We start from the raw sequence: 26,197 nt of genomic DNA, 5'->3' as shown, positions 1-26,197 counted from the left end.
CTCCAGCCATCACTCTTTAGGTCGATCACCGATCGCGCGGGTTCATCTAGCGCGGAGTTCCGGTCCTCGCCAAGCCGGTCTGTCCCAAGGCACGTTTTTCACAGACTCGTGTCAGTCCGGCCGTAACAATCGCCCGGCCGGCCCGTATCTCGAATGTCTGTAAATGCCGGGCAGGCTGTTCGCCCGGCTCCAACCGCCCTAGACTGTCAGACCTTCCGAAAGAGGATCGCCATGCGCCGACCTGCCATCCTGTCCCTGCTCGCCGCAACCACCGCCCTGACGCTGGCTTTTGCCGCGCCGACCCGGGCCGCCGAGGATGCGGTCGTGATCCCAACTCCCGCAGTGGATGCGGCCCCCGCAAGCGGGACCCAAACCGCCGTGATCGCCGGAGGCTGCTTCTGGGGCGTGCAGGGCGTGTTCCAACACACCGCAGGCGTCCTCAACGCGGTTTCCGGCTATGCGGGCGGCACCAAGGCGACGGCCGACTACCAGACTGTCTCGAGCGGCCGGACCGGCCATGCGGAATCGGTCGAGATCAAATACGACCCGAAGAAGATCTCCTACGGCAAGATCCTGCAGATCTACTTCTCGGTGGCGCACGACCCGACCCAGCTCAACCGGCAGGGTCCCGACAGCGGCACGCAATATCGCTCGGCGATCTTCACCACCTCCGACGAGCAGAAGAAGGTGGCCGAGGCCTATATCGCCCAGCTCAACGGCGCCAAGGTCTTCAGCAAGCCGATCGCGACCAAGGTCGGCGCGCTGGAGGCGTTCTATCCGGCGGAGGCCTATCATCAGGACTATCTGACGCTGCACCCGAACCAGCCCTATATCGCCTACAACGATCTCCCGAAGGTCGAGAACCTGAAAAAGCTGTTCGCGGATAACTACATCGAGAAGCCGACGCTGGTGAGTGCCAGCAAGGCTACCAACTGATCGCGAGATCACCAAAAAAGACGGGAGACCCATGCCCGACACCAAGACGAAAACCACAGACGACAAGGTCATCAAGAGCGAAGAGCAATGGCGCAGCGAGTTGTCGCCGATGCAGTATGCGGTACTGCGCGAGAAGGCGACCGAGCGTCCCTTCTCCGGCGAATATGAGCACGACCACCGCGCCGGCACCTATACCTGCGCCGGCTGCGGCAACGAGCTGTTCGAATCCGATGCGAAGTTCGATTCCGGCTGCGGCTGGCCGAGCTTCACCCAGCCCGCGGTCGAAAGCCATGTCGACGAGGAGCGGGACGTCACCCACGGCATGATCCGCACCGAGGTGCTGTGCTCCAAGTGCAGCGGCCATCTCGGCCATGTCTTCCCTGACGGCCCCGGGCCGACCGGCCTGCGCTACTGCATCAACTCGGCGGCGCTGAAGCTCGAGCCGAAATAATCGTTGCGTGTCCTCCGGTTCCGTCATGGAACCGGGGGACGCGATGTGCTTTTCTTCTTTGGCGGTGCGGCCAACCATCGTGTTTCAGCGGCCGCCAGGGAGGATGCCATGACGCTTGGGACCATCCTGATCATCCTGGTGATCATTTATCTGCTCGGCGGCCTGTCGGGCCGCTTCGGTGGCTACGGCTACGGGATGGGCCATTCCGGCATGGGGATCGGCGGCCTCGTGCTGGTGGTGCTGCTCGTGCTGCTGCTCCTCGGTAAGCTATAAACCAATCAAGCCATTGATATTATTTCGACTTTCCAAGTCGCGGACCTGCCATGCGTGGATTCATCATCTCTCATCGCAGGGGTCGCAATTTTGTCAAAACGGCCTATATTAGAGAACGAAAATGACATGTGCGGCGGGCCCACCTGATCGTGGCCTCCGCCCGTCCAAATCCCACGCGCTTAAAGCCCCAGAGCGATCACGAGGTCTTTGACCATGCGTCCACTGCGTCCGTTCAACTTCAACACCTCCGCCGAACTCTTTCCCGCCGCGATCCGCAAGAAGAAGCGCGCGGGCTTCACCTATCGGCGGTTTGGTACCGCGGCCGAAGCCGTGCAGTTCGCAATGGAGCAGCTGCCGACGGATTCGCTGAACGGCGCCTATCTCCAGGTCGAGGAAGCGCGCTTCGACCAGAACGGGATCCGCTCGCTTTACGAGAGCGAAGCCTTCCCGCTGCCCCGTCACCGCAAGCCTGAGCCCGTCGAGAACGCCGACGCCGACGCGGCGTAAGCTTTCTTTATTGCAAGCCTGCTTTATCGCAAGTCTCCGATGTGCGCTGAAGGCGCGATGGCCGAAAGGTCGTCGCGCTTTTTGCGTTTTGGGGAGTGTCAGGTGCGCGGCTGCTTGTCGAGCCAGCGGCGCAACAGGCGCACGTTGCGCATATTGGCGCGGAACATGACGTCGAAGGCGTCGCCCGCGAACGGGACGATGCCGACGACGCCGTCGACGGCGACATTTCCGAGCATGCGCGCGGTGAGGTACCAGGGCGCGCCGAGCGCGCGGGCCTCACGCACCAGCCACAGCGAGATCGCGGTCGTGATGATGTCGCCGACGATGGGGATCAGTCCGATCAGCCCGTCGATGCCGTAGCGGATATTGGTGCCGGGCAGGACGAAAGCGACGTCGAGCAGCTTTGCGATCGCCTCGATCCGCGCGATCCGCTGCTCGCGCGTCAGATTGCCGAACGGGCTGCCAGCAAATGGATTATCTTTGCCGAATTCGAAGCGAAATTCGCGAAAGCCTTGCTCCAGCGTTTCGGGCCGGATCTCGCGACCGTCCTGGTCGATGATCGGCCCACGCCCCTCGGCGCCCGAAGAAGCCGCGCCCGAGCGGCTTCCCGAACGGGATCGGCGTGGAGCAAGAATATCGTCATCGGACATGGTCATGATCTCAAGGCAACGCGCCAGCGCGGCTGAGGTTGCTGCGGCCTGATCAAGGGGTCGTGCGCTCAGCTCCGCGCCGCCGCCGGCAGCGGCTCCTCGACATATTTATGCACGAGCCAGGATGAAATCACCGCCGGCACGAACCCGACGAGGCCGTACAGGATCAACTGCACCGCGCCCGAATCCGGCCCACGCGAACTGTAAGTCAGGGAGGCCAGGATGAAAGCGAACACGCCGACCAGCAGCATCCGCAGCACCGGGCCGATCCGGCGGACGTGGACCAGAATATCGTCGACCGCGCCGAGCATCAGCGAGGGCAGGAAGCCGAACAGATAACTGTATTGCAGCGATTTGAAGAACACTGCGAACAGCTTGCCGACCTCGCCGAGGTTGGTCTGGGCCCAATAGCCGGACTGATAAGTCGTCGTCAGCAGCAGCAGGAACCCGCCCACGAACGGGCCAACCAGCGCAAACACCAGATAGCGTTTCATCAACCACCCCCATCCTTCGCCCTGTTATAGCAGTGCCGCGGGAACCTTGAATAGCGGGATGCGGGCTCTGCCCTTGGGAACAAGCGGCATAGCGACGAGTTCAGACAGGACTTGAAAGTCACCTGTCAGATTTGGAGCCGCAGATGTCCCGCGAACTGTTTTTTCTGACGACGATCGCGCTGACGGTCCTGACCGGCCTGTCGAGCCTGCCTGCGCGCGCGCAAGGTCATGGCGGCACCCCGCAGGAACAGCAGGCCTGCTCGCGCGATGCTTCGCGGCTGTGCCGAAAAGAGCTCGGCAACGACACGGCGGTACAAGGCTGCTTGCAGGCCAACAGAGCCAAGCTGTCGCGCTCTTGCAAAAAGGTGTTTCAGAGCCACGGCATGTAAGGACCGGAACCATTCCGCTCGAACGGAGAGTGAAGCCATGTTGCGCGACGAACAGCTCTCGATCCTCAGGGACATCAGTCAGTCCGTTGCCTTCGCCGACGATCGGCAAGGCAAGGTGGGACAGCTGATCGCCGACGGTTACGTGATGAAAGATGGCGATTTGTTCGAACTCACAGCAAGAGGTGTCACCGCCGTCGAGGAACACGCCGCAGGGCTTGGCGCGGGCGACGCGGAACAAGCGCGCGTATCCTCCGATCGGTTGATCTGATCGCGCGCGCCGTTTTTGTGCGTGACGTGCACGCAACAATTGCGAATTCCTTTTTGCGTCCCATTGCGGCCGCGTGACAATGGCGCATACTTGGCTCGGGCGGCGCAGCACTTTTCGATTCGCACATCACGAGAGATCGAGCGACCACATGCGGGATTGAGGTCCCGGCGTGAAGGCTGTGACATGCGGCAGATCAAGCCGCGTGCGGCGCCCCAAAAACCAAGTGGCTCAAGCCCACGGAACTCGGGGACGCATTCTGCATGACACGCTATCAGACCATCGCAACTCTCTTCGCCATCGCCACCACCGCCGTCGCATTCCAGACATCGCCCGGCCTCGCCTTCTCGTCCGAAGCGCAACAGATGTGCTCCGGCGATGCCATGCGGCTCTGCTCGAGTGAAATCCCCGACATCCCCAGGATCAGGGCCTGCATGGTTCACAAAAAGGCGCAGGTCAGCCCCGGCTGTCGTGCCGTGATGGACCGCGAGCACGCAGCCGCGACAGGATCGCGCAAACGAGAAGCTGCTGCTCAATAGCGCCGGTTCAATTTCGGTTGGATCGTTGAATGCCCGGTTCACCTCTCCGGAGGGAAAGGTGAACGACAGTCAGGCGCGACCTCAGTCGCCCCACTGCGCGAAGGCGTCGTTGAAGGCGCGCTCGCCGGGAGCACCCTTCTCGATGGCGATGATTGCGCGGCGCTGGTTGGCGTAGACCAGGGGCACGTCGAACCAGGAGCGCTCCTTCAGGAGCTGGACGTTGCGGCTGCGGTCGGCATCGACGTTGGAGAGGCCGACCAGGAAGAAGCCGTCGGTGACCTTGACCGCGAGACCTGCGAGCGGCGTGCCGCGGGCTTGCTCGTTCGACTTCATCAAAATGCCGGGCACGTTGGAGACGCTGCCGCCCGGGAAATCCGGCGGCAGGATGAAGGTCAATTCCGCGGTGTGACTCGCCGGCAGCGACGAGTCGGTGTTGCGGCGGAACGACATCGTCATCTTGAACTTGCGATCGGGGATCTCGATGTCGGCGCGCACGGCGACGTCGGCCTTCTGGTTGCCGGACGCCTTGATCGGCTCGAGCCGCCACACCACCGAGCCGACATATTGCTTGCCCTTGGGATCGGACGGATCCTCGTCATAGAGCACGACCTTCTGCGCCACCGGCGCGACCGGCTGGTCGCTGGCTGAAGGCTGGCCGACGCGATCCGGAATCTTCGGCTTGCTCTGCGGCTGCGACGAATCCCTCGGCGCCTCCACCACCTGCGTCGGCGAAGACTTGAACAGGCCGCTCGCGGTCTGGACCAGCTGCTTGCCCCAGAGGATGCCGGCACCGACCAGGATCAGCACGATGCCGACGGCGATTGCGCTCTTGAACGGAAAAACGGAGCCGGTGCGGGCGCGCTTCTTCTTGGTATTGCGGTCGAGAACCGGGATGTGCGGACGCTGCGATGGCGACTGCGACTGCGGCGCGTAGCGCTCCGCTTCCTCGATCGATTCGTCGTAGGAATAAGGCGCCTCCCCGGCGGCGCGATTTTCCAGGCTCGGCTCGAGTCGGTCGAATTCCGGAGAGGGCGAAGGCACGTTGGCGTAGGTGCGGCGCGCGGCACGGTTGGCCTGCGCGGCGGCGCCGCCGAGATCATTGGCGTCGGCCGTGATGTCACGGAAGCCGCGTACGCCCGGTGCAGGCGGCAACGGCGGCCCGACGTCCGGCTGACGGCGCCCACTGGCGCGATCACGTCCGGCCGGTGGAGGCGGCTCCGGCATCGGCGGCGGTGCCGACGGACCCGACTGGCGCGGCGCGTCGAAACGCGGAGCCCGCGGCGCACGCGGGGCGTCGCCCTGGTCATCGACGTTGAAGGACGGCCGGTCGGCGCGCGGCGGCGGCGGAGCCGGACGGGTGCGCGGCGGGGCAGCGGCTTGGGGCGCGGGCGAGTTGCCCTCGGTGGCGCGGGTGCTGGCGCGGCGGAAGGCATCGCCGCTGCCGCTGCTGCGGGCACCGCCACCGGGGCGCGAGGCCTCGCGGGCACGCTGGGCAGCTTCCGATTCGACCTTGCGGACGGCCTCTTCCAGGGACAGCCGTTCGCGGGTGATCTCGGATTCGGAGAGCGGCGGCTGCACGCTGCGGAGCTGCGCGATCAGCGCCGTGCGCGCCCGCTCGTAGAGCGCGCGACGGCTCTCGCCGGGAGCGTTGGGGTCCAGGGCTGCAATAGCGCGGGCGATCAGCGGATAGTAATCAGCCATTTCAACTCAACTAGCGCACGTCCCGGTAAGATATCGTTAAGCCTCAAACGGATTTTGCACCAGAATAGTATCCTCGCGTTCGGGGCTGGTGGAAAGCAGCGCGACGGGGCACCCCACCAATTCCTCGATCCGGCGGACATATTTGATGGCCTGGGCCGGCAGGTCGGCCCAGGAACGGCCGTTTGCGGTCGGCTCCTTCCAGCCTTCGATGGTCTCGTAGATCGGCTCGACCCGGGCCTGGGCGCCTTCGCCCGCCGGCAGATGGTCGATTTCCTTGCCGTCCAGCATGTAGCCGGTGCAGACGTCGATCGAATCGAAGCCGTCGAGAATGTCGAGTTTCGTCAGCGCCAGACCGGTGATGCCGCAGGTGCGGACAGTCTGCCGGACCAAGACGGCATCGAACCAGCCGCAGCGGCGCTTGCGGCCGGTGTTGACGCCGAATTCCTTGCCGCGGCGACCGATCTCCTCGCCGATCTCGTTGTTGAGTTCGGTCGGGAACGGACCCTGGCCGACGCGCGTCGTGTAGGCTTTGCAGATGCCGAGCACATAGCCGACCGCGCCCGGGCCCATGCCGGTGCCGGTCGCCGCTTGCGCCGCCACCGTGTTGGACGACGTCACATAGGGATAGGTGCCGTGGTCGACGTCGAGCAGCGCGCCCTGCGCACCCTCGAACAGGATGCGTTTGCCCTCGCGCCGCTTGATGTCGAGCAGCCGCCACACCGTCTCGGCATAGGGCAGCAGCTGCGGCGCGAACGCGGTCAATTCGTCCTGGATGGCCTTGCCATCGAACTCCGGCAGATTGAGGCCGCGGCGTAATGCATTGTGGTGAGCAAGCAGCCGGTCGATCTTGTGCGGGAGCGTGTCGAGATCGGCGAGGTCCATCAAGCGGATGGCACGGCGGCCGACCTTGTCTTCGTAAGCCGGCCCGATGCCGCGACGGGTGGTGCCGATCGCGGTCGCGGCGTTGGAGGATTCGCGCAGGGCGTCGAGCTCGCGATGCAACGGCAGGATCAGTGTGACGTTCTCCGCGATGCGCAGGTTGTCCGGGCTGATGGCGACGCCCTGTCCCTTCAGTTTTGCAACTTCGTCGAGGAAAGCCTGCGGATCGAACACCACGCCATTGCCGATGACGGCGAGTTTCGACGGCCGCAGCACGCCGGACGGCAGCAGCGCCAGCTTGTAGGTCTCGCCGTTGATTACCAGCGTATGGCCGGCGTTATGGCCGCCCTGGAAGCGGACCACGATGTCCGCCTGCTCCGACAACCAGTCGACGATCTTGCCCTTTCCCTCGTCGCCCCATTGGGCGCCGACGACGACTACATTGGCCATTCGCGGGTAATCCTTCGAAGATTTCTCTGTAAGCGGCATGATCCAAACGGAAAACCGGTACCCACTTTTCCGGGACCATGCCTGCGCCCAGCCTGATTCCCGACCAGAGGCCGTTCGCACGCGAGGCAGCCCAACCGGATAAAGGAAGCAGCCTCTCTAGGCAAGCAAGAACGGGGCTTTTTCGAGGCCCGAGGCCCATCCCAAGCCTTTGATATCCCCTGAAAATCCAGAAATATTCCGAGGCCGTGCGATAGCTTCGACCAAAGCGTAAGGCGCCGCATCTGCCGCTGCATGGTCGCGATGCATCCGCCCCCCGTTGATGCAGCCTCGATTTCCGTGTCTTTGAGAGGAGCCGGGCCACGCGCCGGCCCGGACAACGCCGGGCCGGAAGGCTTCGGCGCATGACGCGGGGCCATAACAATCACAATGTCCGCCACCGGCCAGACCACAAGCGCGGAAACATCCGGTCACGGCTGGATCGCCAACCAGCCTTACCTGCTGCTCAGCATCACCGCGCTGTGCTGGGCCGGCAATGCCATCGTCGGGCGGCTCGCCGCCGGCCACATCCCGCCGGTCACGCTGTCCTTCCTGCGCTGGTTCTTCGCCTTCCTGCTGGTGCTGCCGTTCGCCTGGAAACATCTGGCGCAGGACTGGCCCGCGATCCGCGGCAAGCTCGGCCTGATGGTCACGCTCTCGATCACGGGCATCGGCGCCTTCAACACTCTGCAATATTGGGCGCTGGAGCATACGCAGGCGCTCAATACTCTCCTGTTGCAATCGGCCGCACCGCTGGTCGTGGCGCTGTGGTCGCTGGCCATCCTCGGTATCAGGCTCACCGCGGCGCAGGCTTTTGGCGTGCTGCTCTCGATGTGCGGCGTGCTGATCATCCTGCTGCAGGGCGATTTCACCACGCTGTCGAACATCGATTTCAACAAGGGCGACCTCATCTTCATCGTCGCGCTAATCATCTTCGCGCTGTATTCGGTGCTGACACTGAAGCGGCCGCCGATGCACGGCCTGTCGTTCCTCGCCTTCACTTTCGGCTGCGGTGCGGCCTGTCTCATTCCGCTGGAGATCTGGGAGCTGTCCGCACGTCCCGTGATGAAGCTCGACGGACCAAACCTCCTGACCCTGTTCTATGTCGCGGTGTTCCCGTCGACGCTCGCCTATCTCTGCTTCAACCGTGGTGTCCGCCTGATCGGCGCCAACCGCGCCGCACCGTTCTTCCATGTCGTGCCGGTGTTCGGCTCGATCATGGCGATGGCGTTCCTCGGCGAAAACCCGCGGGCGTTCCACTTCATCGGTTTTGCGCTGGTCCTGGCCGGCGTGTTCGTGGCGTCGCGGAAGCAGACGACATAACTGACGCCCAACGTCAGCCGATCTTGAACTTGCTGTACGCCTCGCTCGTCGCAATGATGACGTGCTCCGCGCAGCCGTTGACGCGATGCGGGTCGGCCTCCGTCTCATAGGCTTCTGACGTCATCATGGCGAGGAAAGCCGCGACGGTGGGATAATAGACCAGCGCCGCGAAATCCCAATCGTTGCCCCGCTGCGCGCCGAGCGCGACCGCCTTGGCGTCGCCGGTCCAGAGCAGCGTGCCGCCGCACGCCTTGATCATGGGCACTGTGACGGCGCTGTAGCGCAAGTAGGCGTCCCAGCCGGATCCGTCGCCGTCGCGCGAACGCTCGTGGAAGCGCATCAGATTCAGCATCACCACCGGGGCATCCTGATCGAGCCGCCCCAGGCCGTCGATGTTCAACATATTAACCGCCAATGCCGCCTCCTCTGGTCATGCCTGCATTGTAGCATTGCGGCGACGTGACTTGTGTCACGACGCAAATCCGGCGCAAGCTTGTATCCAACACCAATGACGATCGCTTCGCCCGCGCCAAAGCCCCCCAATCCGGCCAGTTGGCTCAACAACCAGCCTTATCTGCTGCTCAGCCTGAGCTCACTGTTCTGGGCCGGCAACATCGTGCTCGCGCGCCATGTCGGCGCGCATGTGCCGCCGCTGACGGTGACCACGATCCGCTGGTTCGGCGTGTTCCTGATCCTGTTGCCGTTCGCCTGGCCGCATCTGAAGCGCGATTGGCCGAATTTGCGCAAAAGCCTGCCGCTGATGCTGTTCCTGTCGCTGGTGGGCTTTGCCTTCAACAACGCGATTTCGTACTGGGCGATGCAATACACGGAAGCGCTGAACGCGCTGCTGATCCAGTCGGCCGGACCGCTGTTCGTGGCGCTATGGTCGCTGGTGCTGTTCGGCGTCCGGCTGACGGGTGCGCAGCTCGCCGGCATCGCGATCTCGCTGCTCGGCGTGCTCGTCATCATCCTGCACGGCGATTTCGCGGCGCTCGCAAGCATCAGCTTCAACCGGGGTGACATCATGTTCGCCTCCTCGCTGGTAGCGTTCGGGATCTACTCCGCCTTCATTCCGCGGCGACCGAAGATCCACCAGCTCTCGTTTCTCTCCTTCACCACCTGCTGCGGCGCGACGATGCTGCTGCCGACCGCGATCTGGGAGGCCTGGAGCGGCCATGTCATGCAATTCGACACGGTGACGCTGGCGACGCTGGGTTACATCCTGATCTTTCCCTCGACGCTGGCCTATCTCTTCTTCAACCGCGGCGTGGCGCTGATCGGCCCGAATCGCGCCGCGCCGTTCTTCCATCTGGTGCCGGTGTTCGGCTCAGCGATGGCGATCCTGCTGCTCGGCGAAAAACTCCAGCCTTTCCATTTGATCGGCTACCTGCTGGTGCTCGCCGGCGTCGTGATCGCCTCGCGCCAGGGCTCTGCGGTGAAGTAATTCCGCGGTGCGGAGACAAGGCGACAAACTCGCGCCTTCCGATTTCAACGAGGAGACGCTAGGTTCCCCGCCAACGAAAAAAGAGGGAACGACCAGACATGCTTTCAGCGTTGATCCGAAACCTGCGTGCCGTCGGCATCGCCGCTCTTTGTCTCGCCGCCGCAGCCGCTGCGCAGGCCGACAATTATCCGAGCCGCAACATCACGCTGGTGCTGCCGTTTGCGGCCGGCAGCGGCACCGACACCACGACGCGGCTGATCTCGCAGCATTTGTCGCAGGCGCTCGGCGTCGGCATCGTCATCGAGAACAAGGCGGGCGCCAACGGCATGATCGCCGCGACCTATGTCGCGCGCGCCGCCCCCGACGGCTACACGCTGCTGGTGACCACCAACACCACGCATTCGGCCAATCCCTATCTGCTCAAAAGCCTGACCTACGATCCGGTCAAGGACTTCACCCCGATCGCGCGCACCGGCGACCTGCCCTTCATGCTGGTGATCCACCCGGAGGTGCCGGCCAAGACCGTCGGCGAGCTGGTCGCCTACGGCAAGGCCAATCCCGGCAAGCTGAGCTACGCCTCGGGCTCGTCCTCGGCGATCGTGTCAGGCGCGACCTTTGCGCACAATGCCGGGCTCGACCTCCTGCACGTGCCCTACAAGAGCTCGCCGCCGGCGCTCAACGACGTCATGGGCGGCCGCGTCTCGATGATGTTTGGATATCCTGACTGGCCTGCCCCACGTCCAGGGCAACGCGCTACGTGCGCTCGCTGTCACGACCAAGGACCGCTCATCGCTGGTGCCGACCCTGCCCTCGATGCAGGAGGCCGGCGTGCCGGACTTCGACATCTCGTCGTGGCAGGGCTATTTCGGTCCCGCCGGTCTGCCCAAGGACATCGTGACGCGGCTCAACGCCGAGATCCGGAAGATCGTCGAGAAGCCGGAGATCAAGGCCCAGCTCGCCACCCTCGGCATGGACGCATTTTCGGGCACGCCGGAGCAGCTTGGCACGTTCGTGAACGAACAGCTGGTGTTGTGGGAGAAGCTGATCCGGGAAGCGGGGATCGAGAAGCAGTAGGACGGTCTCGTGTCCCGGACACGGCGCTGCGCGAAGCGGTGCGACGCAGAGCCGGGACCCAGAATGCGACAGGCATGGGCCCCGGCTCTGCAACGCACCGCTGAAGAAGCGCTGCGCTGCGTCCGGGGCACGAGAATCTGTCTTACGCTGCGCGCACCTTGGCCAGGAAGCCGTCGACGGCGCTGCGCAGTGCGCCGGACTGGTTATCCAGCTCGCGGGCATTGGTGAGCACGTCGGTGGCTGCCGTACCGGTCGCTTCCGCGGCTGAGGTGACGCCGCCAATATGGGTGTTGATCTCGCTCGAGCCGGCCGCGACCGACTGGATGTTGCGGGCGATCTCGCGGGTGGCCTCGCCCTGCTGCTCGATCGACGCGGAAATGCCCGCGGTGATCTCGCTCATCTCGGCGATGGTCTGAGTGATACCGCCGATGGCTGCGACCGCATCGCTGGTCGAGGTCTGCATCGCCGCGACCTGGGCGGAGATTTCCTCGGTCGCCTTGGCGGTCTGGTTGGCAAGCGCCTTAACCTCGGAGGCGACGACGGCGAAGCCGCGACCGGATTCACCGGCACGGGCCGCCTCGATGGTGGCGTTGAGAGCGAGCAAATTGGTCTGCGCGGCGATCGAGTGGATCAGCTTGACCACCTCGCCGATCTTCTCGGCGCCGGTGGAGAGCCCCTGCACCGTGGCGTTGGTGCGCTCGGCGTCGTTGACGGCGCGGCTCGCCACCTCGGTCGAGCGCGTCACCTGGCGGGAGATTTCCGCAACCGAGCTCGACAGCTCTTCCGCGGCCGCAGCAACCGTGCCGACATTGCCCGACGCTCTCTGTGAGGCCGCGCCGACAGTCGCCGCACGCGTAGAGGCGTCGCTGGCGGTCGCGGTCATCGACTGCGCCGTGGCTTGCATGCCTGTCGCGGCCGAGGAGACCGAGCGGACGATGCCGTTGACGCTGCGTTCGAAGTCGCTGGCAATGCCCTCCATCGTACTGCGACGTTCCGCCGCGGAGCGATCCTTGGCATCCGCTTCGGTCCTTTCCAGACCGCGAATGCGAACGGCGTTGTCCTTGAATATCTGGACGGTCGAAGCCATCGCGCCGACCTCATCGCTGCGGCCGACACCGGGGATGTCGCCCTCGAGCTTGCCGTCGGCGAGATCCTTCATGCGGGTACCGAGCAGCGCGAGCGGACGGCTGATGCTGCGGCCGATCAGCCAGGCAACGCTGCCGGCGACGATCATGATGCCGAGCATGGCGAAGCCAAGCAGCCAGTAGACCGGGCCCATCTTGGCGTCGATATCGTCGAGATAGGCGCCCGTGCCGATGAACATGTCGAGACCGGGGACTGCCATCGCATAGCCGATCTTGCGGATCAGCGTGTCCTGACCGGGCTTCACATATTCATAATACAGCATCGTGTCGCCGTTGGCCTTCACGCCTGCCATCAATTCGCGGTTCAGCTTGCGGCCGTTGGTTTCGACGTCCATGCGATCGATACCGATCTGCTTGGGATCGGGCGCGAGCTGCGTGATGCCATCATAGGAGGTGCCGAACAGATAACCGGCGCCCTTGTCGTAGGTCATCGCGTTGCCATAGCGCCGAAGCTCCGTCATCGCGGCGTCCTTCGTCAGCTCGCCGGCGTCGATGCGCTTCTTCAGCGTAATCGCATAGTTGCGACCCATCTCGACGATGGCCTTGGCCTGGTCGATGCGCGCATTCACCATCTCGCGCTTCATCAGATAGCCGGCAAGAACCCCGGAAATACACAGGCCAAACAAGGTGACGCCGACAAGAATGCCGAGCTTGGGGGCGATCTTCAGATTGCTCAATTTCACGGGAGGCTCCGGCAACAAAGGGATAAGGACGCGCGAGTGAGTCGGTCGAAATTAAATCAAGTTTTAGTGGGGACCCCTTAGCAACCTGTTACGGGACGCCCCGTAGAAGCCCGGAGAAGGCGTCGAACCGGTCGTATAAATCACCTCAACGACAACTGGGAATTGTACGCGACCTGCCCGATTTCGCGTAAAAGGCGCGAAGGCCCGCGCGAAGGCCGGGTCCCAACAAGAAACCAAATCGGGAGCAGGACATGCCGAAATACAGGGTGGTGACGCCGAAGGGCGCGAGCTTCACCGTCGCGAGCAGCGATTATTCCTACGAGCGCGAGGCGCTCGATCCGATCGATGCCGAGATCGTCGAAGCTCCTGCCGACGAGGCCGGGTTCATCGCCGCCGCGAAGACCGCCGACGCCATCTACGCCAAGGGCATCCCGATCACCAAGACCATCATCGACGCGCTGGAGACCTGCAAGGTCATCACGCTCGGCTCCGTCGGCGTCGACAGCGTCGACATCAAGGCCGCGACGGCGCGCGGCATTCCCGTCACCAACATCCCCGACACCTTCATCGAGGAGGTCGCCGACCATGCCATGATGCTGCTGCTCGCCGGCTTCCGCCGGCTGGTCGAGCAGGACCGGATGGTGCGCAGCGGCCGCTGGGCCGAGGGCCGGCCGGCGCTGTCGAAGATTCCGCGGCTGATGGGCCAGACGCTCGGCTTCGTCTCGTTCGGCCGCGTCGCGCGTGCGGTTGCGAAGCGCGCGGCGCCGTTCGGCCTGCGTATGATAGCCTACGATCCGTTCATCCAGGAAACGCTGATGTCCGACCACGGCGTGATCCCGGCAACGCTGAACGAGGTGTTGTCACAATCCGATTTCGTCTCGATGCACGCCCCCGCCCGGCCGGAGGTGCACCACATGCTCACCGAGAAGCACTTCCGGCAGATGAAGAAGGGCTCGATCTTCATCAACACCGGCCGCGGCGCCACCGTGGACGAGGAGAGCCTGATCAAGGCGCTCCAGGAGGGCTGGATCGCCCATGCCGGCCTCGACGTGCTGGAGAAGGAACCGCCCTCGCACAACAATCCGCTGCTCGGCATGGAGAACGTGACCCTGACCGCCCATGTCGCCTCGGCCTCGGCACGGTTCGACGAGGCGCGCAAGCGCCGGGTGGGCTACGAATTGTCACTGGTGCTTCAGGGCATGTGGCCGGTAAGCTGCGTCAATCCGTCGGTGCTGCAAGACACCGCGCTCCGCCGCTGGCAGCCTGTCAGCATGGACCGCGGTCCGAACAGCTAGGCGGCCGGCCGCCAGGCGCGCCGGAAACCGAAAAGACCCTTCACCGGCGATCAACGCCGGGAAGGGAAACATATAGGGAGAAATCGATGAGGAACGACATCACACGTCGTGATGCCTTGGCGCTGGGCCTGTCCGCTGCCGCGATCGCCGCAACCGGTGCTCCGGCGAACGCCCAATCCGCGATCAAGGCCGCCGACGTCCCCGCACCGAAACTGCCGATCGAGAAAGGCGCAACCCTGCGCATGCTGCGACCGGTACGCTTCGTCCAGGCCGACGAAGACGTGTTCCGCGCCAATGCGGCAAAATTCACCAAGGAGACGGGTGTCGAGGTCAAGGTCGATTTCGTCGGCTGGGAAGACATCAACCAGCAGACTGCGGTGACCTCGAATTCCGGCGCCGGTCCCGACATCATCATCGGCTTCTCCGACGCACCGCACATCTATGTCGACAAGCTGGTCGAGCTGACCGACGTCGCCGACTATCTCGGCAAGCGCTACGGCGGCTGGCTGCCGCTAGCGCAGCGCTACGGCAAGAAGAACAAGAGCCCCACCTGGATCGGGCTGCCGTTTGGCGCCACCGCGGGGCCCCTGATCTACCGCAAATCGATCCTGCAATCGGTGGGCTTCGACAAGGTGCCGGAAGACCATGCCGGGATCCTCGACCTGTGCCGGAAGCTCCAGAAGGCCGGCAAGCCGGCAGGCTTCGCGCTCGGCAATGCCAAGGGCGACGGCAACGGCTTCGCGAGCTGGGCGCTGTGGTCGCACAACGCGGCCCTGCTCGACGAAGAGGGCAACGTGGTCATCAACAGCAAGGAGACGATCGCCGCACTGAACTGGGTCAAGCAGCTCTACCCGACCTTCATCGCCGGCACGACGTCATGGAACGACGTCAGCAACAACCGCGCCTACGCCGCGCAGGAGATCGCGCTGACCGCCAACGGCGTCTCGCTGTATTTCTCGCTGAAGAACGATCCCGCGACCAAGGCGATCGCCGACGACAGCGAGCATCAGTTGCTGCCAAAGGGCTTGGCCAAGGTCTCTCCGATGGCGGGCCTGACCCTGAACGCCATGGTGTTCAAGCACAGCCAGTACCCCAACGCCGCAAAGGCCTTCCTGCAATACATGCTGGAAAAGGACCAGTACGAGCCTTGGCTCAACGCCAACTCCGGCTACTGGTCCCAGCCGCTCGCCGCCTATGGCGAGGCCAGCGTGTGGGCGCAGGATCCCAAGGTGAAGCTGTTCAAGGACACAATGAACAGCACCTATTATGACGGCTACGCGGGCCCGATCTCGACGGCGACCGGTGCCGTCAGCGCCGACTACGTGCTGATTCAGATGTTCGCGTCCGTTGCGACCGGCGCTGCCACGCCGGAAGCCGCGGCCGCGGAAGCCGAGCAGCGCAGCAAGCGGTACTTCCGCCGCCAGAAATAACGCCCGACGATAAAGCGACCGTCATTGCGAGAGCGAAGCGACTAAGCAATCCAGACTGTAACTGCGCAGACAGACTGGATTGCTTCGCTTCGCTCGCAATGACGGATGTGGTGACAGCCTAGAACAGGACGCCTGACCGATGTCCGTGACCACCCTCTCCTCCCCCGTACTCGCACAGCGGCAGCCATCCTGGCTGGTACGCCTGTTCGACTACAAGCCGTTCCTGATCGTGATGTGCCTCGCACCCGCGATCGGGCTGCTCGCGGTGTTCCTGACATATCCGCTGGGCCTCGGCATCTGGCTCGCCTTCACCGACACAACGATCGGCAGAAAAGGCGTCTACGTCGGCCTGGAGAACTTCCAGTATCTGCTCACCGATTCCCTGTGGTGGAACGCGGTGTTCTACAGCGTGGTGTACACGGCGATCGCGACGTTCGGGAAGTTCGCGCTCGGCTTCTGGCTCGCGCTGCTGCTCAACAACCATTTTCCGCTCAAGAGCCTGTTGCGTGCGATCATCCTGATGCCCTGGATCGTGCCGACGGTGCTCTCGGCGCTGGCGTTCTGGTGGATCTACGATCCGCAGTTCTCGATCATCTCCTACCTCCTGGTCGACGTGCTGCATTGGCGCACGACCAATATCGACTTCCTCGGCTCGCCCTGGCCGGCGCGATTCTCGTTGATCGCCGCCAACATCTGGCGCGGCATCCCCTTCGTCGCGATCTCGCTGCTGGCGGGCCTGCAGACCATCTCGCCCTCGCTCTACGAAGCGGCGATGCTCGATGGCGCCACCGCCTGGCAGCGCTTCCGCTATATCACCTTCCCGATGATGATGCCGATCCTCGCCATCGTCATGACTTTCTCCATCATCTTCACCTTCACCGACTTCCAGCTCGTCTATGCCATCACCCGTGGCGGCCCCGGCAACTCGACCCATTTGCTGGCAACGCTGGCCTTCCAGCGCGGCATTGCCGGCGGCGAACTCGGTGAAGGTGCGGCGATCGCGGTGTCGATGATCCCGTTCCTGGTGTTCGCGACGCTGTTCTCATATTTCGGCCTGGCGCGCCGCAAATGGCAGCAGGGAGAGAACAATGACTGATATTGTCGCTCAACCGGCCACCGCCGACGCGAAGGCCGCGCCCGACACCATGGCCTGGGATTCCGGGCTGCGGCGGCTGATGATGATCTACCTGCCGCTCGGCTGCTTCGTGCTGATCCTGCTGTTTCCGTTCTACTGGATGGCGATCACGTCGTTCAAGCCGAACGCCGAACTGATGAACTACAAGGAGCACAATCCGTTCTGGATCTCCTCGCCGACGCTTGCCCATATCAAGCATCTCTTGTTCGACACCGCCTATCCACGCTGGCTGTGGACGACAATGCTGGTCGCGATCGGCTCGACCACGCTGTCGCTGATCGCGAGCACGCTTGCCGCCTATGCAATCGAACGCCTGCGCTTCCGCGGCAGCGCCTATGTCGGTCTCGGCATCTATCTCGCCTATCTCGTGCCGCCGTCGATCCTGTTCATTCCTCTCGCAACCGTGGTCGTGCAGTTCGGCCTGTTCGACAGCCCGCTTGCCCTGATCCTGGTCTATCCGACCTTTCTGGTGCCGTTCTGCACCTGGCTGCTGATCGGCTATTTCAAGTCGATCCCCTACGAGCTCGAGGAATGCGCGCTGGTGGACGGCGCCACGCGGCTGCAGATCCTGCGCCGGATCACGCTGCCACTGGCGGTACCCGGCCTGATCTCGGCCGGCATCTTCTCCTTCACGCTGTCCTGGAACGAGTTCATCTACGCGCTCGCCTTCATCCAGAGCGGCGCCAACAAGACCGTGCCGGTCGCGATCCTGACCGAACTCGTCACCGGCGACGTCTACCAGTGGGGGGCGTTGATGGCGGGATCGCTGCTCGGCTCGCTGCCGGTCGCGATCTTCTACTCGCTGTTCGTGGATTATTACGTGTCGTCACTGACCGGCGCGGTGAAGGAGTAACCGCGGCGGCGGCGTTGGGCCCGGTTTCACAAAACTGCAACACGCGATCTGCATAAGACGGCATCCGCTAACAGGAGACGCATAACAATCTGCCGTTCTCGTCCAGCCGCGATCCCAACAAGGCCGACGACGACGAGTTCATGCTGCTCGACGTCGCGGATTTCCTGAAGGCGAAGCAGGGCTCGGCTCTCTCGAAACCGAACCGGCTGGACGTGACCTGTCGATGCGCGCGGCGCCGCCAGTGGCCGGACTCTAGCCAGCCGGCACGATCACCATGCTCTTGTCCTTTGGCCAGCGGATGCGCCAGACGAAGTTGATGTCCTTGACCTCGGCGGGTTTGGCGTCGAACGACCATTCCAGCACGCCGCGCCGGTCGCGGATATTGCTTGCGGTCGGCGGCGTGGTCGCCGGCAGCATCTCCACCACGATGTCCTCGTTCTCGCTGACCGGCAGCTGATCCTCGATCGCAACCCTGATCGGGAAGTCGTGGCCGTTGCGGACGGTGGTTTTGAATGCGCGCTCGTCGGTCTTCGACGTTGTCACCAGGAGACCGGCCGAACCTTCGTTGCGCTTGAGCACGGCGCGCTCGACCTTGATCTTGTCGTCGGCGCCGAAGCCGAGCCGCACGATGTCGTCTTTGGCGGAGGCCGAGAGCTTGCCGCGGCCGACGAAGACGCCGTCGCGATAGATCGCGACCTTGCCCGGCAGCAGTGTCGCGTCATCAGTCTGCTTGAAGCTCGCTTCGAGGAAGGCGGTCGGGTCCATCACCGGTGCCGCGCGCACCATGAGATCGGCGGGCACGTTCATCGAAGCGACGCGCAGGCTCTTGGCGCCCTCGGCGGCGCCGAGGCTGACGCGGCCGGGAATCCTGAAGGTGGCCTGGAAATCGCCGATTTCGGCAACGGCCTGCTGTTCTTCGGCGCGTTCCGCAAGATCTTCCCTGGATCTGCCAGCGTAGGCGGGGGCTTCCACCTTTCGCTGCATCGGTGCCGCCGCAGGCATTGCCGTATCGGAGACTGAACCCAACGCGCGCGGCTTCGGCACTTGCAAATACTGCGCGACCAGCGAGTTCAGCTCCGGCGCGCTGCCGCCACGACCGAGGCGAACCGTGGAGACGCCAAGCGTCACGTTCGACCAATCCTCGCCGGTCGATTGCGTGACCTCGGCGCGGCGGACCAGTTCGAGTTGCGGCTTGCGGTCCTTGGCGCCGGTATCGAGCCGGGCGTCGTAGAGCGGCAGCCAGCGCGCGTTGCGCACGGCATAGGTCACACGCAGCGTTGCCTTGGTCGCGGCCGCCGAGGCGACGTCAATGCGCACCTCGAGCTTGCTCGGCGGTTTGGCCGAGCGCTCGGCTTCGAGTTGCGCGATCTGGCGATCGATCTCGCGCTGTTTCCGCGTGGCATCTCGGATCGCGGTGTCGGCGGTCGCGATCTCCTCACCGACCGCGCCAAACGCCGCCCGCCATTCGGTGATCGGGCGCGCTTCGCCCTTTTCACCGAGCCCGGCGGGGGACGCTTCGGCAAACCGCTGCGCGAATTTGCGCCGCGCAACCGCCGCATCGATTGCTCCTTGCAAATCGGAGCGCTCGTCCTTGAGCGTTTCGATGCGCTTGTCGAGTTCGGACAGGTTGACCGGCGGCGCCGCACGCGGCGGCCGCGCATCGATCGTGCCGATGGTGAGTTTTGCGCCCGCCTCGCCTTCGACGCGGAGGGAGGACGGATCGAGCGAGAGCGGAAAATCCTTGGCGACCAGCGTGCTGTCGCCGGAGGCAACGTCCAGCGCGATGATACGGGTGACGGTGGCGCCATCGGGATAGACGGTGACGGTGTCGATCGCCGATGTGGCGTCGACGTCTGCGGCCCATGACGGCAACGCGGCCGCACTGGTCACCAGCACCAGACTCGTCGTCGCCAGATATTTTGCGATGATGCGCATAAATTTCCTCCCTGCCGATATCGCCGCGCCGCAGCCGGACGCGCGAAAAGATGCCGCGCCATGTGATGAGACGCGGCAGGGAAGGAACTGGTTCGATTGGGGTTTCCGTGGGGCGCGGCCGCGGCGGCACCAAGGCCGCGGAACGTGCCGTCCCGCGGCGAAGCTTTTGACTTGAGACTTTAGACTTGGGTGGGCGAACCCTGGCCGAAGATGCGGCGGAGCAGATCGGTGACGTTCTTGGCTCCGGCCTTTTTCAGGATGCCGGCGCGATAGCCCTCGACCGTCCGTGCGCTCAAATGCATGCGTCGGGCGATCTCCTTGTTGGTGAGGCCGGCGGCGAGATGTTCGAGCACGTCGCCTTCACGGCCGGCCAGGGGTTCGCAGCCGGGCAGCCAGCGCTGTCGGTGAGAGCCGGGCTGTGCGAATTCGTCGATGGCGGCATCGATCCGGTCGACGATATCGTGGGTGCGGAACGGTTTTTCGATAAAATCGGCCGCGCCGCTCTTGATGGCGTCAACCGCCATGGCGATGCTGCCATTAGCCGCAGTCACCAGCACCGGCGCCATGCAGTTTTCCTCACGCAGGCGCTTGAGCACGTCCAGGCCGGAGCGATCGGGTGGCATTTCCAGCAGCACGCAAGCCGGCATCCGCGCCTTGGCTTCCGACAGCAGAGACGCACCGTCGGCGAAGCAGATCACGTCATAGGCGCTGTGTTGGAGCGCGGTGGAAAGTTGTTCTCGGGAGGCGGCGTCGGTGTCGATGACGAATACCTCACCCTTGGAAAGCATGTTTCCCGGCATGATCCCGATCCAATAATGTCTTGCTCAAATGATCCGAGACGGCCGAGGGCCTCATAGCGCCCCGCGTCGTGAGCACGGCATCCGCGCCAGTGCTTCGGTTTCACTTATGTATGTTCCACCCTGTTTCCGGATTTGACGGATCGGGACAGAAACTTTACATTTCGGGACATCTGCGGGAATGGCTGACTGGAACGGGTCGCATGACCGACCTCATTCGCAGCGCAGGCTTGAGCTATTACCCGGAGGTCGCCCGGTCGGTCGGGCTCGACCCCAAACAGATGATGCGCAAGGTCAGGCTGCCGCTGGCCTGCCTCGAAAAGCCCGACACGCCCATTGCCGTCACCGGTCTCCGCCGCCTGCTCGAATTGTCGGCAGAAGCTTCCGGGGCCGAAGATTTCGGCTTGCGGCTCGCCGAGCGCGGCGGGCTGACCAATTTCGGCGCGGTCGGCCTGATCGTGCGCGAACAGGCGACCGTCGGCGAGGCCATCGAAGCCTTCTCCCGCTTCATCCCCATCCATCACGACGGCATGAAGCTCGACGTCACCCGCAACAAGCAGACCGTGACCGTCACGCTGCATCTGCGCGGCCGGCAACCGACCGCGCCGCGCCAGTCGATCGACATGGCGCTCGGCAGCGTTCACCGCATCGTCCAGTCATTGTTCGGAAGCGATTGGCGGCCGCAGGAAGTGCACCTGCATTATCCGCCACCGCGCGACCGCAAACGCTACCGCGAGTTCTACGGCTGCCGTGTGACTTTCAATGCAGAGGACGATTCGATCCTGTTGTCGGCACACGATATGGAGCGCCGGATCCCGAGCGCGCATCCGCTGATCGCGAGCTATCTGCGCAAGCGGATCGAGGCGATCGAAACGCGGCCGGCAAGCTGGGAGGAAAAGGTCGACGAGGTCGTGCGTCTCCTGCTCGCCAGCGGCGACTGCACGGTCGAGCGCGTGGCCGAGCACCTCGCCTGCACCCGCCGCACCATCCACCGCCACCTTGCCGAAGCCGGCACCAGTTTCTCGGCCATTCACGACGCGCAGCGCGCCGATCTCGCGGTCCAGCTGATCGACGACCCCGGCCGGCCGCTGGCTGACATCGCCGCGCAACTCGGCTTCTCCGCGCAAAGCGCGATGGCGCGCTGGTTCCGCGACCACTTCGGCTGCACCATCACCGCGTGGCGCAAGGGCGTGCGGCCACCGGCGGCGGCCGCAGCCTGAATTTCAAGGCCGATCACATCGTCCGCACGAACATGCGAAAGCCCGGCGCGCCGATGATCGCCTCGAAGGCGGGATCGCGCTTCTCTTCCGCAAAGACAAATCCGGCCTTGGCGTAGGCGCGCTCGGCGGCCTCGTTGCCGATCAGGAACGAAATTGTCGCCCGGGCAAATCCAGCCGCACGGCCCTTCTCCAGCGCATGCGCGATCAACGCCTGCACCAGGCCGCGGCCGCGATAGGCGGGATCGGTCGCGACATACTCGATCATCCAATCGCCCTCGCCGCCCTGAACCCAGCAGGCGTGCGTGTAGGCGCCGCGTTGGCGGATGGCGTCCAGGTCCGAAGCGGGGAGCCCGGTCGCAGCACCGACCTCCTCGATCGCACGCCACGCCGCGGGTCCCGTGCCTGCCGCAGGCACGGCGCAGAGCGCGGCGCCCGGCCGCCCGTCGATCTCGGCGACCAGAAATTGCGACACGTGCCACATCGACACCGCGCGGGCGGTTGCGACGCGGGCGATGAAATCGCGGCACTGTGTTTCAGGCCAGCCGAGCGCAACGTCGAACCAGCCGCGCGGCCGGTAGCCGCGCTGCGATGACAGGATGGTTTGTGCGATAAAATCGGCGTCTTCAGGACGCGCAGACCTTATCGTCATGCGCGCCCCCTTTTGCCAAGATCTTACGTGTTCTTCAGCGCGACGCGGAATTCGGCTTCGGTCTTGGCCTTGACCTCGTCGAGCGAGACGCCGTCGGCGAGCTCGATCAACGCCATGCCGCCGTTGCCATGCTTGTCGATGGTGAAGACGGCCAGGTCAGTCACCACCATGTCGACCACGCGCTCGCCGGTCAGCGGCAGATTACACTGCTTCAGAAGCTTCGAGCCGTCCTTGGCCGAATGCTCCATCACCACGACGACGCGCTTGACGCCGGCGACGAGATCCATCGCGCCGCCCATGCCCTTGACCATCTTGCCGGGGATCATCCAGTTGGCGAGATCGCCGTTCTGGGCCACCTGCATTGCGCCGAGGATCGACAGGTCCATGTGGCCGCCGCGGATCATGCCGAAAGAGTCAGCGCTCGAGAAATACGAGGTCGAGGGCAGCTCGCTCACGGTCTGCTTGCCGGCGTTGATGAGATCGGCGTCCTCTTCGCCCTCGTACGGGAACGGTCCCATGCCGAGCATGCCGTTCTCGCTCTGCAGGCTGACATCGACGCCATCAGGGATGTAGTTCGAGACCAGCGTCGGGGATGCCGATGCCGAGATTGACGTAATAGCCGTCACGCAATTCCTTCGCGGCGCGCGCAGCCATCTGTTCACGGGTCCAGGCCATGTGTATCTCCTGATACGCTTAAGCGGCGGTGCGCGGGCGGGTGTTGCGGAATTCGATGCGCTTCTTGGCCGTTCCGACCTCGACGATGCGCTTTACGAAAAGACCGGGCGTGTGGATGTGGTCGGGATTGAGTTCGCCGGCCGGAACCAGATGCTCGACCTCGGCCACCGTGACTTTGGCGGCGGTTGCCATCATCGGGTTAAAGTTGCGCGCGGTTTTGCGGTAGATGAGGTTGCCGGCGGTGTCGCCCTTCCAGGCGTGGACGATGGCGAGGTCGGCGAACAAGCCGCGCTCCATCAGGTACTTCTGTCCGTCGAATTCCTTCACTTCCTTGCCCTCGGCGATCAGCGTGCCGACGCCGGTTTTGGTGTAGAAGGCCGGAATGCCGGCGCCGCCCGCGCGGATGCGCTCGGCCAGCGTGCCCTGCGGGTTGAATTCGAGTTCCAGCTCACCAGCGAGGAATTGCTGGGCGAACAGCTTGTTCTCGCCGACATAGGACGAGATCATCTTCTTGATCTGCCTGGTTTCGAGCAGGCGGCTAAGCCCGATGCCGTCGACGCCAGCATTGTTGGAGACGACCGTCAGGTCCTTGACGCCGGACTCGCGGATCGCGTCCGACAGCGTCTCGGCAATGCCGCAGAGGCCGAAGCCGCCCGACATGATCATCATGCCGTCTTTCAGAACGCCCTCGAGAGCCGACCTGGCGTCGGGATAGACCTTGTTCATGCAAATAACCTTCGAGTGAACCTTCGGCTTGCAGGCGTCGCGCCTTATTGGCGGCGATTATTAGGCGAAATCGTCCGAAGCCGTCAATGATACGGGGTTCTCCGCCCGGTAGCCTGGTGGTAGAAGCTGCCCACGCCGTGGGCAAAACCGTCCGTGGCCTTGAAAGCGACAAGAAAACCCATCAAGTTGGCGGGGGTCGGGTGTGGGCACGCAGGTTTACCGGCCCGCCCTTCTGGCTCCAACGACCAACCCGATCAGGACATGCCATTGACCATGGCCCAAGGAATAAAGCGCCTCGGGACGCCGATCGCGGCGCTGCTCGGCGGCGCGCTGATCGCCCTGATCGCGACTTCCTGGCTCATCAACCGCGACGCGCTGCGCAAGGCGGTGGAAGCGCAGATCCGCGTTGTCACCGGGCTCGAGCTCAGCGTCAACGGCGCGATCGATATTTCGGTGCTGCCGGCGAGCTACATCTCCTTCCATGACGTCGGCCTGAAGGGCGGCGGCACCAGCGATCCCGCGCTCCATGTCGACGTGCTCACCGCGAACCTGCGGCTGCTGCCGCTGCTGCTGCAACGGTTCGAGATCGCCGACCTGACGCTGCTGCGGCCGCGCATCCATGTCAGCCTGAAGCCGGACGGCGAAAGCAACTGGACGCCCTTCATCCAGACCATCGCGCGCACCATGAAGCCCGGCGCCGAGAATCAGGTGTCGTTCTCCGAAATCCGGATCCAGGACGGCGTGCTCAATTACGAGAACGCTGCCACGCACGGCACCGAGAAGTTCGAGGACATCGACCTGTCGCTGGCGTGGCCCTCGATCTCGCGCTCCTTCGCCGCGACCGGACAATTCGACTGGCGCGGCGAGCGCGTCGACGGCTCGATCAGCTTCGCCGATTTCGTCGCCGCCCTTTCCGGCGACCGTTCGGGGTTGAAGGCGCGGATCGCGAGCGCCCCGCTCAAGCTCGCCTTCGACGGCAGCGTCGCCAACCGCACCAGCCCGATGATGGAGGGCACGCTCACCATCGACAGCCCGTCCTTGCGCAACGCGCTGCGCTGGAGCGGCCAGCCGCAGCCTGCCAGCGGCGGCTTCGGCCGCTTCGCGCTGAAGGCGCGCGCCAATGTCGTCGGCGCCTCGATCGCGCTCACCAACGTCAATATCGAGCTCGACGGCAACAGCGCCGAGGGCGTAATGACCTACGCCAATAACGGCCGGCAGACGCTGCAGGCGACGCTCGCCGCCGACGCGCTCGACTTCACACCTTATATCTCGACCTTCCGCCTGCTCGCGAGCGGCGCGCGCGACTGGAACAGGCAGCTGTTCGATCTCAACGCCCTGTCGACCACCGACCTCGACATGCGCCTGTCGGCAGCCAAGCTGACGGTCGGCGCGTCGAAACTCGGCCGCACCGCGATCGGCGCGAATTTGCGCAATGGCACGCTGGCGCTCTCGGTCGGCGAGGCCCAGGTCTATGGCGGTATCGCCAAGGGCTCGTTCGGCATCGCGCGCTCCGACACCGTCGCCGACATCAAGGCGCAATTCCAGTTCACCGACGTCGACCTCCAGGCCTGCGCCTCCGAGCTGTTCGGTCTCAACAAGCTGTCCGGCCGCGGCAACATCAACGTCTCGCTCCTCGCTTCCGGCTCGAGCCCGTTCGGCCTCGTGCAGTCGCTCGACGGCAGCGCCACCGTGATCGGACATGACGGCGCGATCTCGGGCTTCAATGCCGAGCAGCTCCTGAAGCGGCTGGAGCGGCGGCCGCTGTCCGGCGGCGGCAATTTCCGCAACGGCACTACCCCTTACGACAATCTCACCATCGCGGTGAAGTTCTCCGACGGCGTCGCCACCGCCGAGGACATCCGCGTCGAAGGACCTGCGGCGAAGATCACGATGACCGGCACCGCCTCGGTGCCGACGCGTGAATATGACATGAAGGGCGTGGCCAGCCTCAACAGCGCGTCGGGCTTCGAATTGCCCTTCGTGGTGCAGGGCCCCTGGGACGATCCCCTGATCTTCCCCGATCCGGAAAGCCTGATCCGTCGCTCGCCGGCTTCAGCGCCGCTGCTCGACATGCTCAAGGACCGCAAGCCGGGCGACGCGGTGCGCTCCGCGATCGAGCGCATCACCGGCAGCGGAAAACGTCCCGCACCGGCCGAATCGCCGACGGCGGAGAACGCCAAGCAAGGCGCGAAGTCCAACTAGGAACAGCGATCAAGCGGCACCAGCCGATCGGCGCGAATTGA

The 26,197-nt window shown here is 64.3% G+C and carries 25 protein-coding genes and 2 pseudogenes; 16 read left to right on the top strand and 11 right to left on the bottom strand.

The genetic code is table 11. The features are described from left to right. Positions 1–231 precede the first annotated feature (231 nt). The 4 genes from msrA to ACVWYI_RS07850 all read left to right on the top strand — a co-directional run bounded on the left by msrA (position 232) and on the right by ACVWYI_RS07850 (position 2,167). Complete coding sequence (gene msrA, locus ACVWYI_RS07865) at positions 232–936, top strand: peptide-methionine (S)-S-oxide reductase MsrA (RefSeq protein WP_247343245.1); 705 nt, start codon at positions 232–234, stop codon at positions 934–936. 31 nt (positions 937–967) lie between these two features. Further along, positions 968–1,387 (top strand): peptide-methionine (R)-S-oxide reductase MsrB, encoded by a 420-nt coding sequence (gene msrB, locus ACVWYI_RS07860; protein WP_247343242.1) that lies wholly within the window; start codon positions 968–970, stop codon positions 1,385–1,387. Positions 1,388–1,495: 108 nt separating this feature from the next. Further along, complete coding sequence (locus ACVWYI_RS07855) at positions 1,496–1,660, top strand: DUF3309 family protein (RefSeq protein ID WP_211394774.1); 165 nt, start codon at positions 1,496–1,498, stop codon at positions 1,658–1,660. A 213-nt stretch (positions 1,661–1,873) separates the two neighbouring features. After that, positions 1,874–2,167: a hypothetical protein gene (locus tag ACVWYI_RS07850; protein WP_247343240.1), complete on the top strand. Its 294-nt coding sequence runs from the start codon at positions 1,874–1,876 to the stop codon at positions 2,165–2,167. A 98-nt stretch (positions 2,168–2,265) separates the two neighbouring features. On the opposite strand, the gene ACVWYI_RS07845 is transcribed toward ACVWYI_RS07850, so the two are convergent. Together ACVWYI_RS07845 and ACVWYI_RS07840 are read right to left on the bottom strand one after the other, a co-directional pair. Next, a complete protein-coding gene (locus ACVWYI_RS07845) occupies positions 2,266–2,823 on the bottom strand; it encodes a DUF4112 domain-containing protein (protein WP_247343238.1) in 558 nt (185 codons plus the stop codon). Positions 2,824–2,885: 62 nt separating this feature from the next. Beyond that, a complete protein-coding gene (locus ACVWYI_RS07840) occupies positions 2,886–3,311 on the bottom strand; it encodes a DUF5413 family protein (RefSeq protein ID WP_247343236.1) in 426 nt (141 codons plus the stop codon). 143 nt (positions 3,312–3,454) lie between these two features. Here ACVWYI_RS07840 and ACVWYI_RS07835 point away from each other — a divergent pair, with 143 nt between their 5' ends. The 3 genes from ACVWYI_RS07835 (at position 3,455) to ACVWYI_RS07825 (ending at position 4,504) form a co-directional block, all read left to right on the top strand. Next, entirely contained in the window at positions 3,455–3,700 is a 246-nt protein-coding gene (locus tag ACVWYI_RS07835; RefSeq protein ID WP_247343234.1) for a hypothetical protein, read from the top strand. A 37-nt stretch (positions 3,701–3,737) separates the two neighbouring features. Next, the gene (locus ACVWYI_RS07830) at positions 3,738–3,968 is read left to right on the top strand and encodes a hypothetical protein (RefSeq protein WP_247343232.1); all 231 of its coding nucleotides are present in this window, start codon (positions 3,738–3,740) and stop codon (positions 3,966–3,968) included. Positions 3,969–4,228: 260 nt separating this feature from the next. After that, positions 4,229–4,504, top strand: coding sequence for a hypothetical protein (locus ACVWYI_RS07825; protein WP_247343230.1), 276 nt, complete (start codon positions 4,229–4,231; stop codon positions 4,502–4,504). A gap of 81 nt (positions 4,505–4,585) precedes the next feature. On the opposite strand, the gene ACVWYI_RS07820 is transcribed toward ACVWYI_RS07825, so the two are convergent. After that, positions 4,586–6,205 carry a hypothetical protein gene (locus ACVWYI_RS07820; RefSeq protein ID WP_247343228.1) on the bottom strand — a complete coding sequence of 540 codons (1,620 nt, stop codon included), beginning with the start codon at positions 6,203–6,205 and terminating at the stop codon, positions 4,586–4,588. A gap of 36 nt (positions 6,206–6,241) precedes the next feature. Further along, positions 6,242–7,534 (bottom strand): adenylosuccinate synthase, encoded by a 1,293-nt coding sequence (locus ACVWYI_RS07815; RefSeq protein WP_247343225.1) that lies wholly within the window; start codon positions 7,532–7,534, stop codon positions 6,242–6,244. Between the two features lie 426 nt (positions 7,535–7,960). Between ACVWYI_RS07815 and ACVWYI_RS07810 the strand changes: the two genes are divergently transcribed. Then, positions 7,961–8,893, top strand: a complete 933-nt coding sequence (locus ACVWYI_RS07810; RefSeq protein ID WP_456661628.1) for a DMT family transporter — start codon at positions 7,961–7,963, stop codon at positions 8,891–8,893. Positions 8,894–8,906: 13 nt separating this feature from the next. On the opposite strand, the gene ACVWYI_RS07805 is transcribed toward ACVWYI_RS07810, so the two are convergent. Then, positions 8,907–9,296, bottom strand: a complete 390-nt coding sequence (locus tag ACVWYI_RS07805) for a DUF1330 domain-containing protein (protein WP_456661627.1) — start codon at positions 9,294–9,296, stop codon at positions 8,907–8,909. 105 nt (positions 9,297–9,401) lie between these two features. Between ACVWYI_RS07805 and ACVWYI_RS07800 the strand changes: the two genes are divergently transcribed. Together ACVWYI_RS07800 and ACVWYI_RS07795 are read left to right on the top strand one after the other, a co-directional pair. Next, entirely contained in the window at positions 9,402–10,337 is a 936-nt protein-coding gene (locus tag ACVWYI_RS07800) for a DMT family transporter (protein ID WP_247343218.1), read from the top strand. A 98-nt stretch (positions 10,338–10,435) separates the two neighbouring features. Then, positions 10,436–11,411: pseudogene (locus ACVWYI_RS07795) on the top strand (Bug family tripartite tricarboxylate transporter substrate binding protein). A gap of 142 nt (positions 11,412–11,553) precedes the next feature. Here the strand turns inward: ACVWYI_RS07795 and ACVWYI_RS07790 are convergent. Next, the gene (locus ACVWYI_RS07790) at positions 11,554–13,239 is read right to left on the bottom strand and encodes a methyl-accepting chemotaxis protein (protein WP_247343211.1); all 1,686 of its coding nucleotides are present in this window, start codon (positions 13,237–13,239) and stop codon (positions 11,554–11,556) included. Between the two features lie 251 nt (positions 13,240–13,490). Here ACVWYI_RS07790 and ACVWYI_RS07785 point away from each other — a divergent pair, with 251 nt between their 5' ends. From ACVWYI_RS07785 to ACVWYI_RS07770, 4 genes are all read left to right on the top strand, one after another. Beyond that, on the top strand, positions 13,491–14,534 hold the full coding sequence (locus ACVWYI_RS07785; protein ID WP_354044981.1) for a C-terminal binding protein: 1,044 nt from the start codon (positions 13,491–13,493) through the stop codon (positions 14,532–14,534). Positions 14,535–14,620: 86 nt separating this feature from the next. Further along, positions 14,621–15,964 carry an ABC transporter substrate-binding protein gene (locus tag ACVWYI_RS07780; protein ID WP_247343205.1) on the top strand — a complete coding sequence of 448 codons (1,344 nt, stop codon included), beginning with the start codon at positions 14,621–14,623 and terminating at the stop codon, positions 15,962–15,964. Positions 15,965–16,103: 139 nt separating this feature from the next. Further along, entirely contained in the window at positions 16,104–17,060 is a 957-nt protein-coding gene (locus ACVWYI_RS07775) for a carbohydrate ABC transporter permease (RefSeq protein ID WP_247343201.1), read from the top strand. Then, entirely contained in the window at positions 17,053–17,952 is a 900-nt protein-coding gene (locus ACVWYI_RS07770; RefSeq protein WP_456661626.1) for a carbohydrate ABC transporter permease, read from the top strand. Before ACVWYI_RS07775 ends, ACVWYI_RS07770 begins: the two co-directional genes overlap by 8 nt. 252 nt (positions 17,953–18,204) lie before the next feature. Here the strand turns inward: ACVWYI_RS07770 and ACVWYI_RS07765 are convergent, their stop codons facing one another. Both ACVWYI_RS07765 and ACVWYI_RS07760 read right to left on the bottom strand, forming a co-directional pair. After that, on the bottom strand, positions 18,205–19,887 hold the full coding sequence (locus tag ACVWYI_RS07765; protein ID WP_247343199.1) for a mucoidy inhibitor MuiA family protein: 1,683 nt from the start codon (positions 19,885–19,887) through the stop codon (positions 18,205–18,207). Between the two features lie 179 nt (positions 19,888–20,066). Then, complete coding sequence (locus ACVWYI_RS07760) at positions 20,067–20,687, bottom strand: response regulator transcription factor (RefSeq protein ID WP_247343196.1); 621 nt, start codon at positions 20,685–20,687, stop codon at positions 20,067–20,069. Positions 20,688–20,887: 200 nt separating this feature from the next. Here ACVWYI_RS07760 and ACVWYI_RS07755 point away from each other — a divergent pair, with 200 nt between their 5' ends. Next, the gene (locus ACVWYI_RS07755) at positions 20,888–21,904 is read left to right on the top strand and encodes an AraC family transcriptional regulator (RefSeq protein ID WP_247343194.1); all 1,017 of its coding nucleotides are present in this window, start codon (positions 20,888–20,890) and stop codon (positions 21,902–21,904) included. 13 nt (positions 21,905–21,917) lie between these two features. Here the strand turns inward: ACVWYI_RS07755 and ACVWYI_RS07750 are convergent, their stop codons facing one another. The 3 genes and pseudogenes from ACVWYI_RS07750 to ACVWYI_RS07740 form a co-directional block, all read right to left on the bottom strand. Continuing rightward, the gene (locus ACVWYI_RS07750; RefSeq protein ID WP_247343191.1) at positions 21,918–22,553 is read right to left on the bottom strand and encodes a GNAT family N-acetyltransferase; all 636 of its coding nucleotides are present in this window, start codon (positions 22,551–22,553) and stop codon (positions 21,918–21,920) included. A gap of 23 nt (positions 22,554–22,576) precedes the next feature. Next, positions 22,577–23,228, bottom strand: a pseudogene (locus ACVWYI_RS07745) (CoA transferase subunit B). An 18-nt stretch (positions 23,229–23,246) separates the two neighbouring features. Beyond that, positions 23,247–23,954 (bottom strand): CoA transferase subunit A, encoded by a 708-nt coding sequence (locus ACVWYI_RS07740; RefSeq protein ID WP_247343184.1) that lies wholly within the window; start codon positions 23,952–23,954, stop codon positions 23,247–23,249. A 273-nt stretch (positions 23,955–24,227) separates the two neighbouring features. On the opposite strand from ACVWYI_RS07740, the gene ACVWYI_RS07735 reads away from it, so the two are divergent. Then, complete coding sequence (locus tag ACVWYI_RS07735) at positions 24,228–26,156, top strand: AsmA family protein (protein ID WP_247343181.1); 1,929 nt, start codon at positions 24,228–24,230, stop codon at positions 26,154–26,156. Positions 26,157–26,197: the final 41 nt, after the last annotated feature.

It is taken from the genome of Bradyrhizobium sp. LB13.1, assembly GCF_054056815.1.
Note: the sequence above shows the minus strand (reverse complement) of the source record. Positions and strands in the feature narration are given on the sequence as shown.

Coding starts and splice junctions, on each gene's coding strand:
- ACVWYI_RS07800 (WP_247343218.1), top strand. CDS start 9,402: ATGACGATCGCTTCGCCCGCGCCAAAGCCCCCCAATCCGGCCAGTTGG.
- ACVWYI_RS07735 (WP_247343181.1), top strand. CDS start 24,228: ATGGCCCAAGGAATAAAGCGCCTCGGGACGCCGATCGCGGCGCTGCTC.
- ACVWYI_RS07830 (WP_247343232.1), top strand. CDS start 3,738: ATGTTGCGCGACGAACAGCTCTCGATCCTCAGGGACATCAGTCAGTCC.
- msrA (WP_247343245.1), top strand. CDS start 232: ATGCGCCGACCTGCCATCCTGTCCCTGCTCGCCGCAACCACCGCCCTG.
- ACVWYI_RS07780 (WP_247343205.1), top strand. CDS start 14,621: ATGAGGAACGACATCACACGTCGTGATGCCTTGGCGCTGGGCCTGTCC.
- ACVWYI_RS07770 (WP_456661626.1), top strand. CDS start 17,053: ATGACTGATATTGTCGCTCAACCGGCCACCGCCGACGCGAAGGCCGCG.
- ACVWYI_RS07760 (WP_247343196.1), bottom strand. CDS start 20,687: ATGCCGGGAAACATGCTTTCCAAGGGTGAGGTATTCGTCATCGACACC.
- ACVWYI_RS07835 (WP_247343234.1), top strand. CDS start 3,455: ATGTCCCGCGAACTGTTTTTTCTGACGACGATCGCGCTGACGGTCCTG.
- ACVWYI_RS07825 (WP_247343230.1), top strand. CDS start 4,229: ATGACACGCTATCAGACCATCGCAACTCTCTTCGCCATCGCCACCACC.
- msrB (WP_247343242.1), top strand. CDS start 968: ATGCCCGACACCAAGACGAAAACCACAGACGACAAGGTCATCAAGAGC.
- ACVWYI_RS07755 (WP_247343194.1), top strand. CDS start 20,888: ATGACCGACCTCATTCGCAGCGCAGGCTTGAGCTATTACCCGGAGGTC.
- ACVWYI_RS07765 (WP_247343199.1), bottom strand. CDS start 19,887: ATGCGCATCATCGCAAAATATCTGGCGACGACGAGTCTGGTGCTGGTG.
- ACVWYI_RS07850 (WP_247343240.1), top strand. CDS start 1,874: ATGCGTCCACTGCGTCCGTTCAACTTCAACACCTCCGCCGAACTCTTT.
- ACVWYI_RS07855 (WP_211394774.1), top strand. CDS start 1,496: ATGACGCTTGGGACCATCCTGATCATCCTGGTGATCATTTATCTGCTC.
- ACVWYI_RS07805 (WP_456661627.1), bottom strand. CDS start 9,296: ATGTTGAACATCGACGGCCTGGGGCGGCTCGATCAGGATGCCCCGGTG.
- ACVWYI_RS07750 (WP_247343191.1), bottom strand. CDS start 22,553: ATGACGATAAGGTCTGCGCGTCCTGAAGACGCCGATTTTATCGCACAA.
- ACVWYI_RS07820 (WP_247343228.1), bottom strand. CDS start 6,205: ATGGCTGATTACTATCCGCTGATCGCCCGCGCTATTGCAGCCCTGGAC.
- ACVWYI_RS07810 (WP_456661628.1), top strand. CDS start 7,961: ATGTCCGCCACCGGCCAGACCACAAGCGCGGAAACATCCGGTCACGGC.
- ACVWYI_RS07815 (WP_247343225.1), bottom strand. CDS start 7,534: ATGGCCAATGTAGTCGTCGTCGGCGCCCAATGGGGCGACGAGGGAAAG.
- ACVWYI_RS07845 (WP_247343238.1), bottom strand. CDS start 2,823: ATGACCATGTCCGATGACGATATTCTTGCTCCACGCCGATCCCGTTCG.
- ACVWYI_RS07740 (WP_247343184.1), bottom strand. CDS start 23,954: ATGAACAAGGTCTATCCCGACGCCAGGTCGGCTCTCGAGGGCGTTCTG.
- ACVWYI_RS07785 (WP_354044981.1), top strand. CDS start 13,491: ATGCCGAAATACAGGGTGGTGACGCCGAAGGGCGCGAGCTTCACCGTC.
- ACVWYI_RS07775 (WP_247343201.1), top strand. CDS start 16,104: ATGTCCGTGACCACCCTCTCCTCCCCCGTACTCGCACAGCGGCAGCCA.
- ACVWYI_RS07840 (WP_247343236.1), bottom strand. CDS start 3,311: ATGAAACGCTATCTGGTGTTTGCGCTGGTTGGCCCGTTCGTGGGCGGG.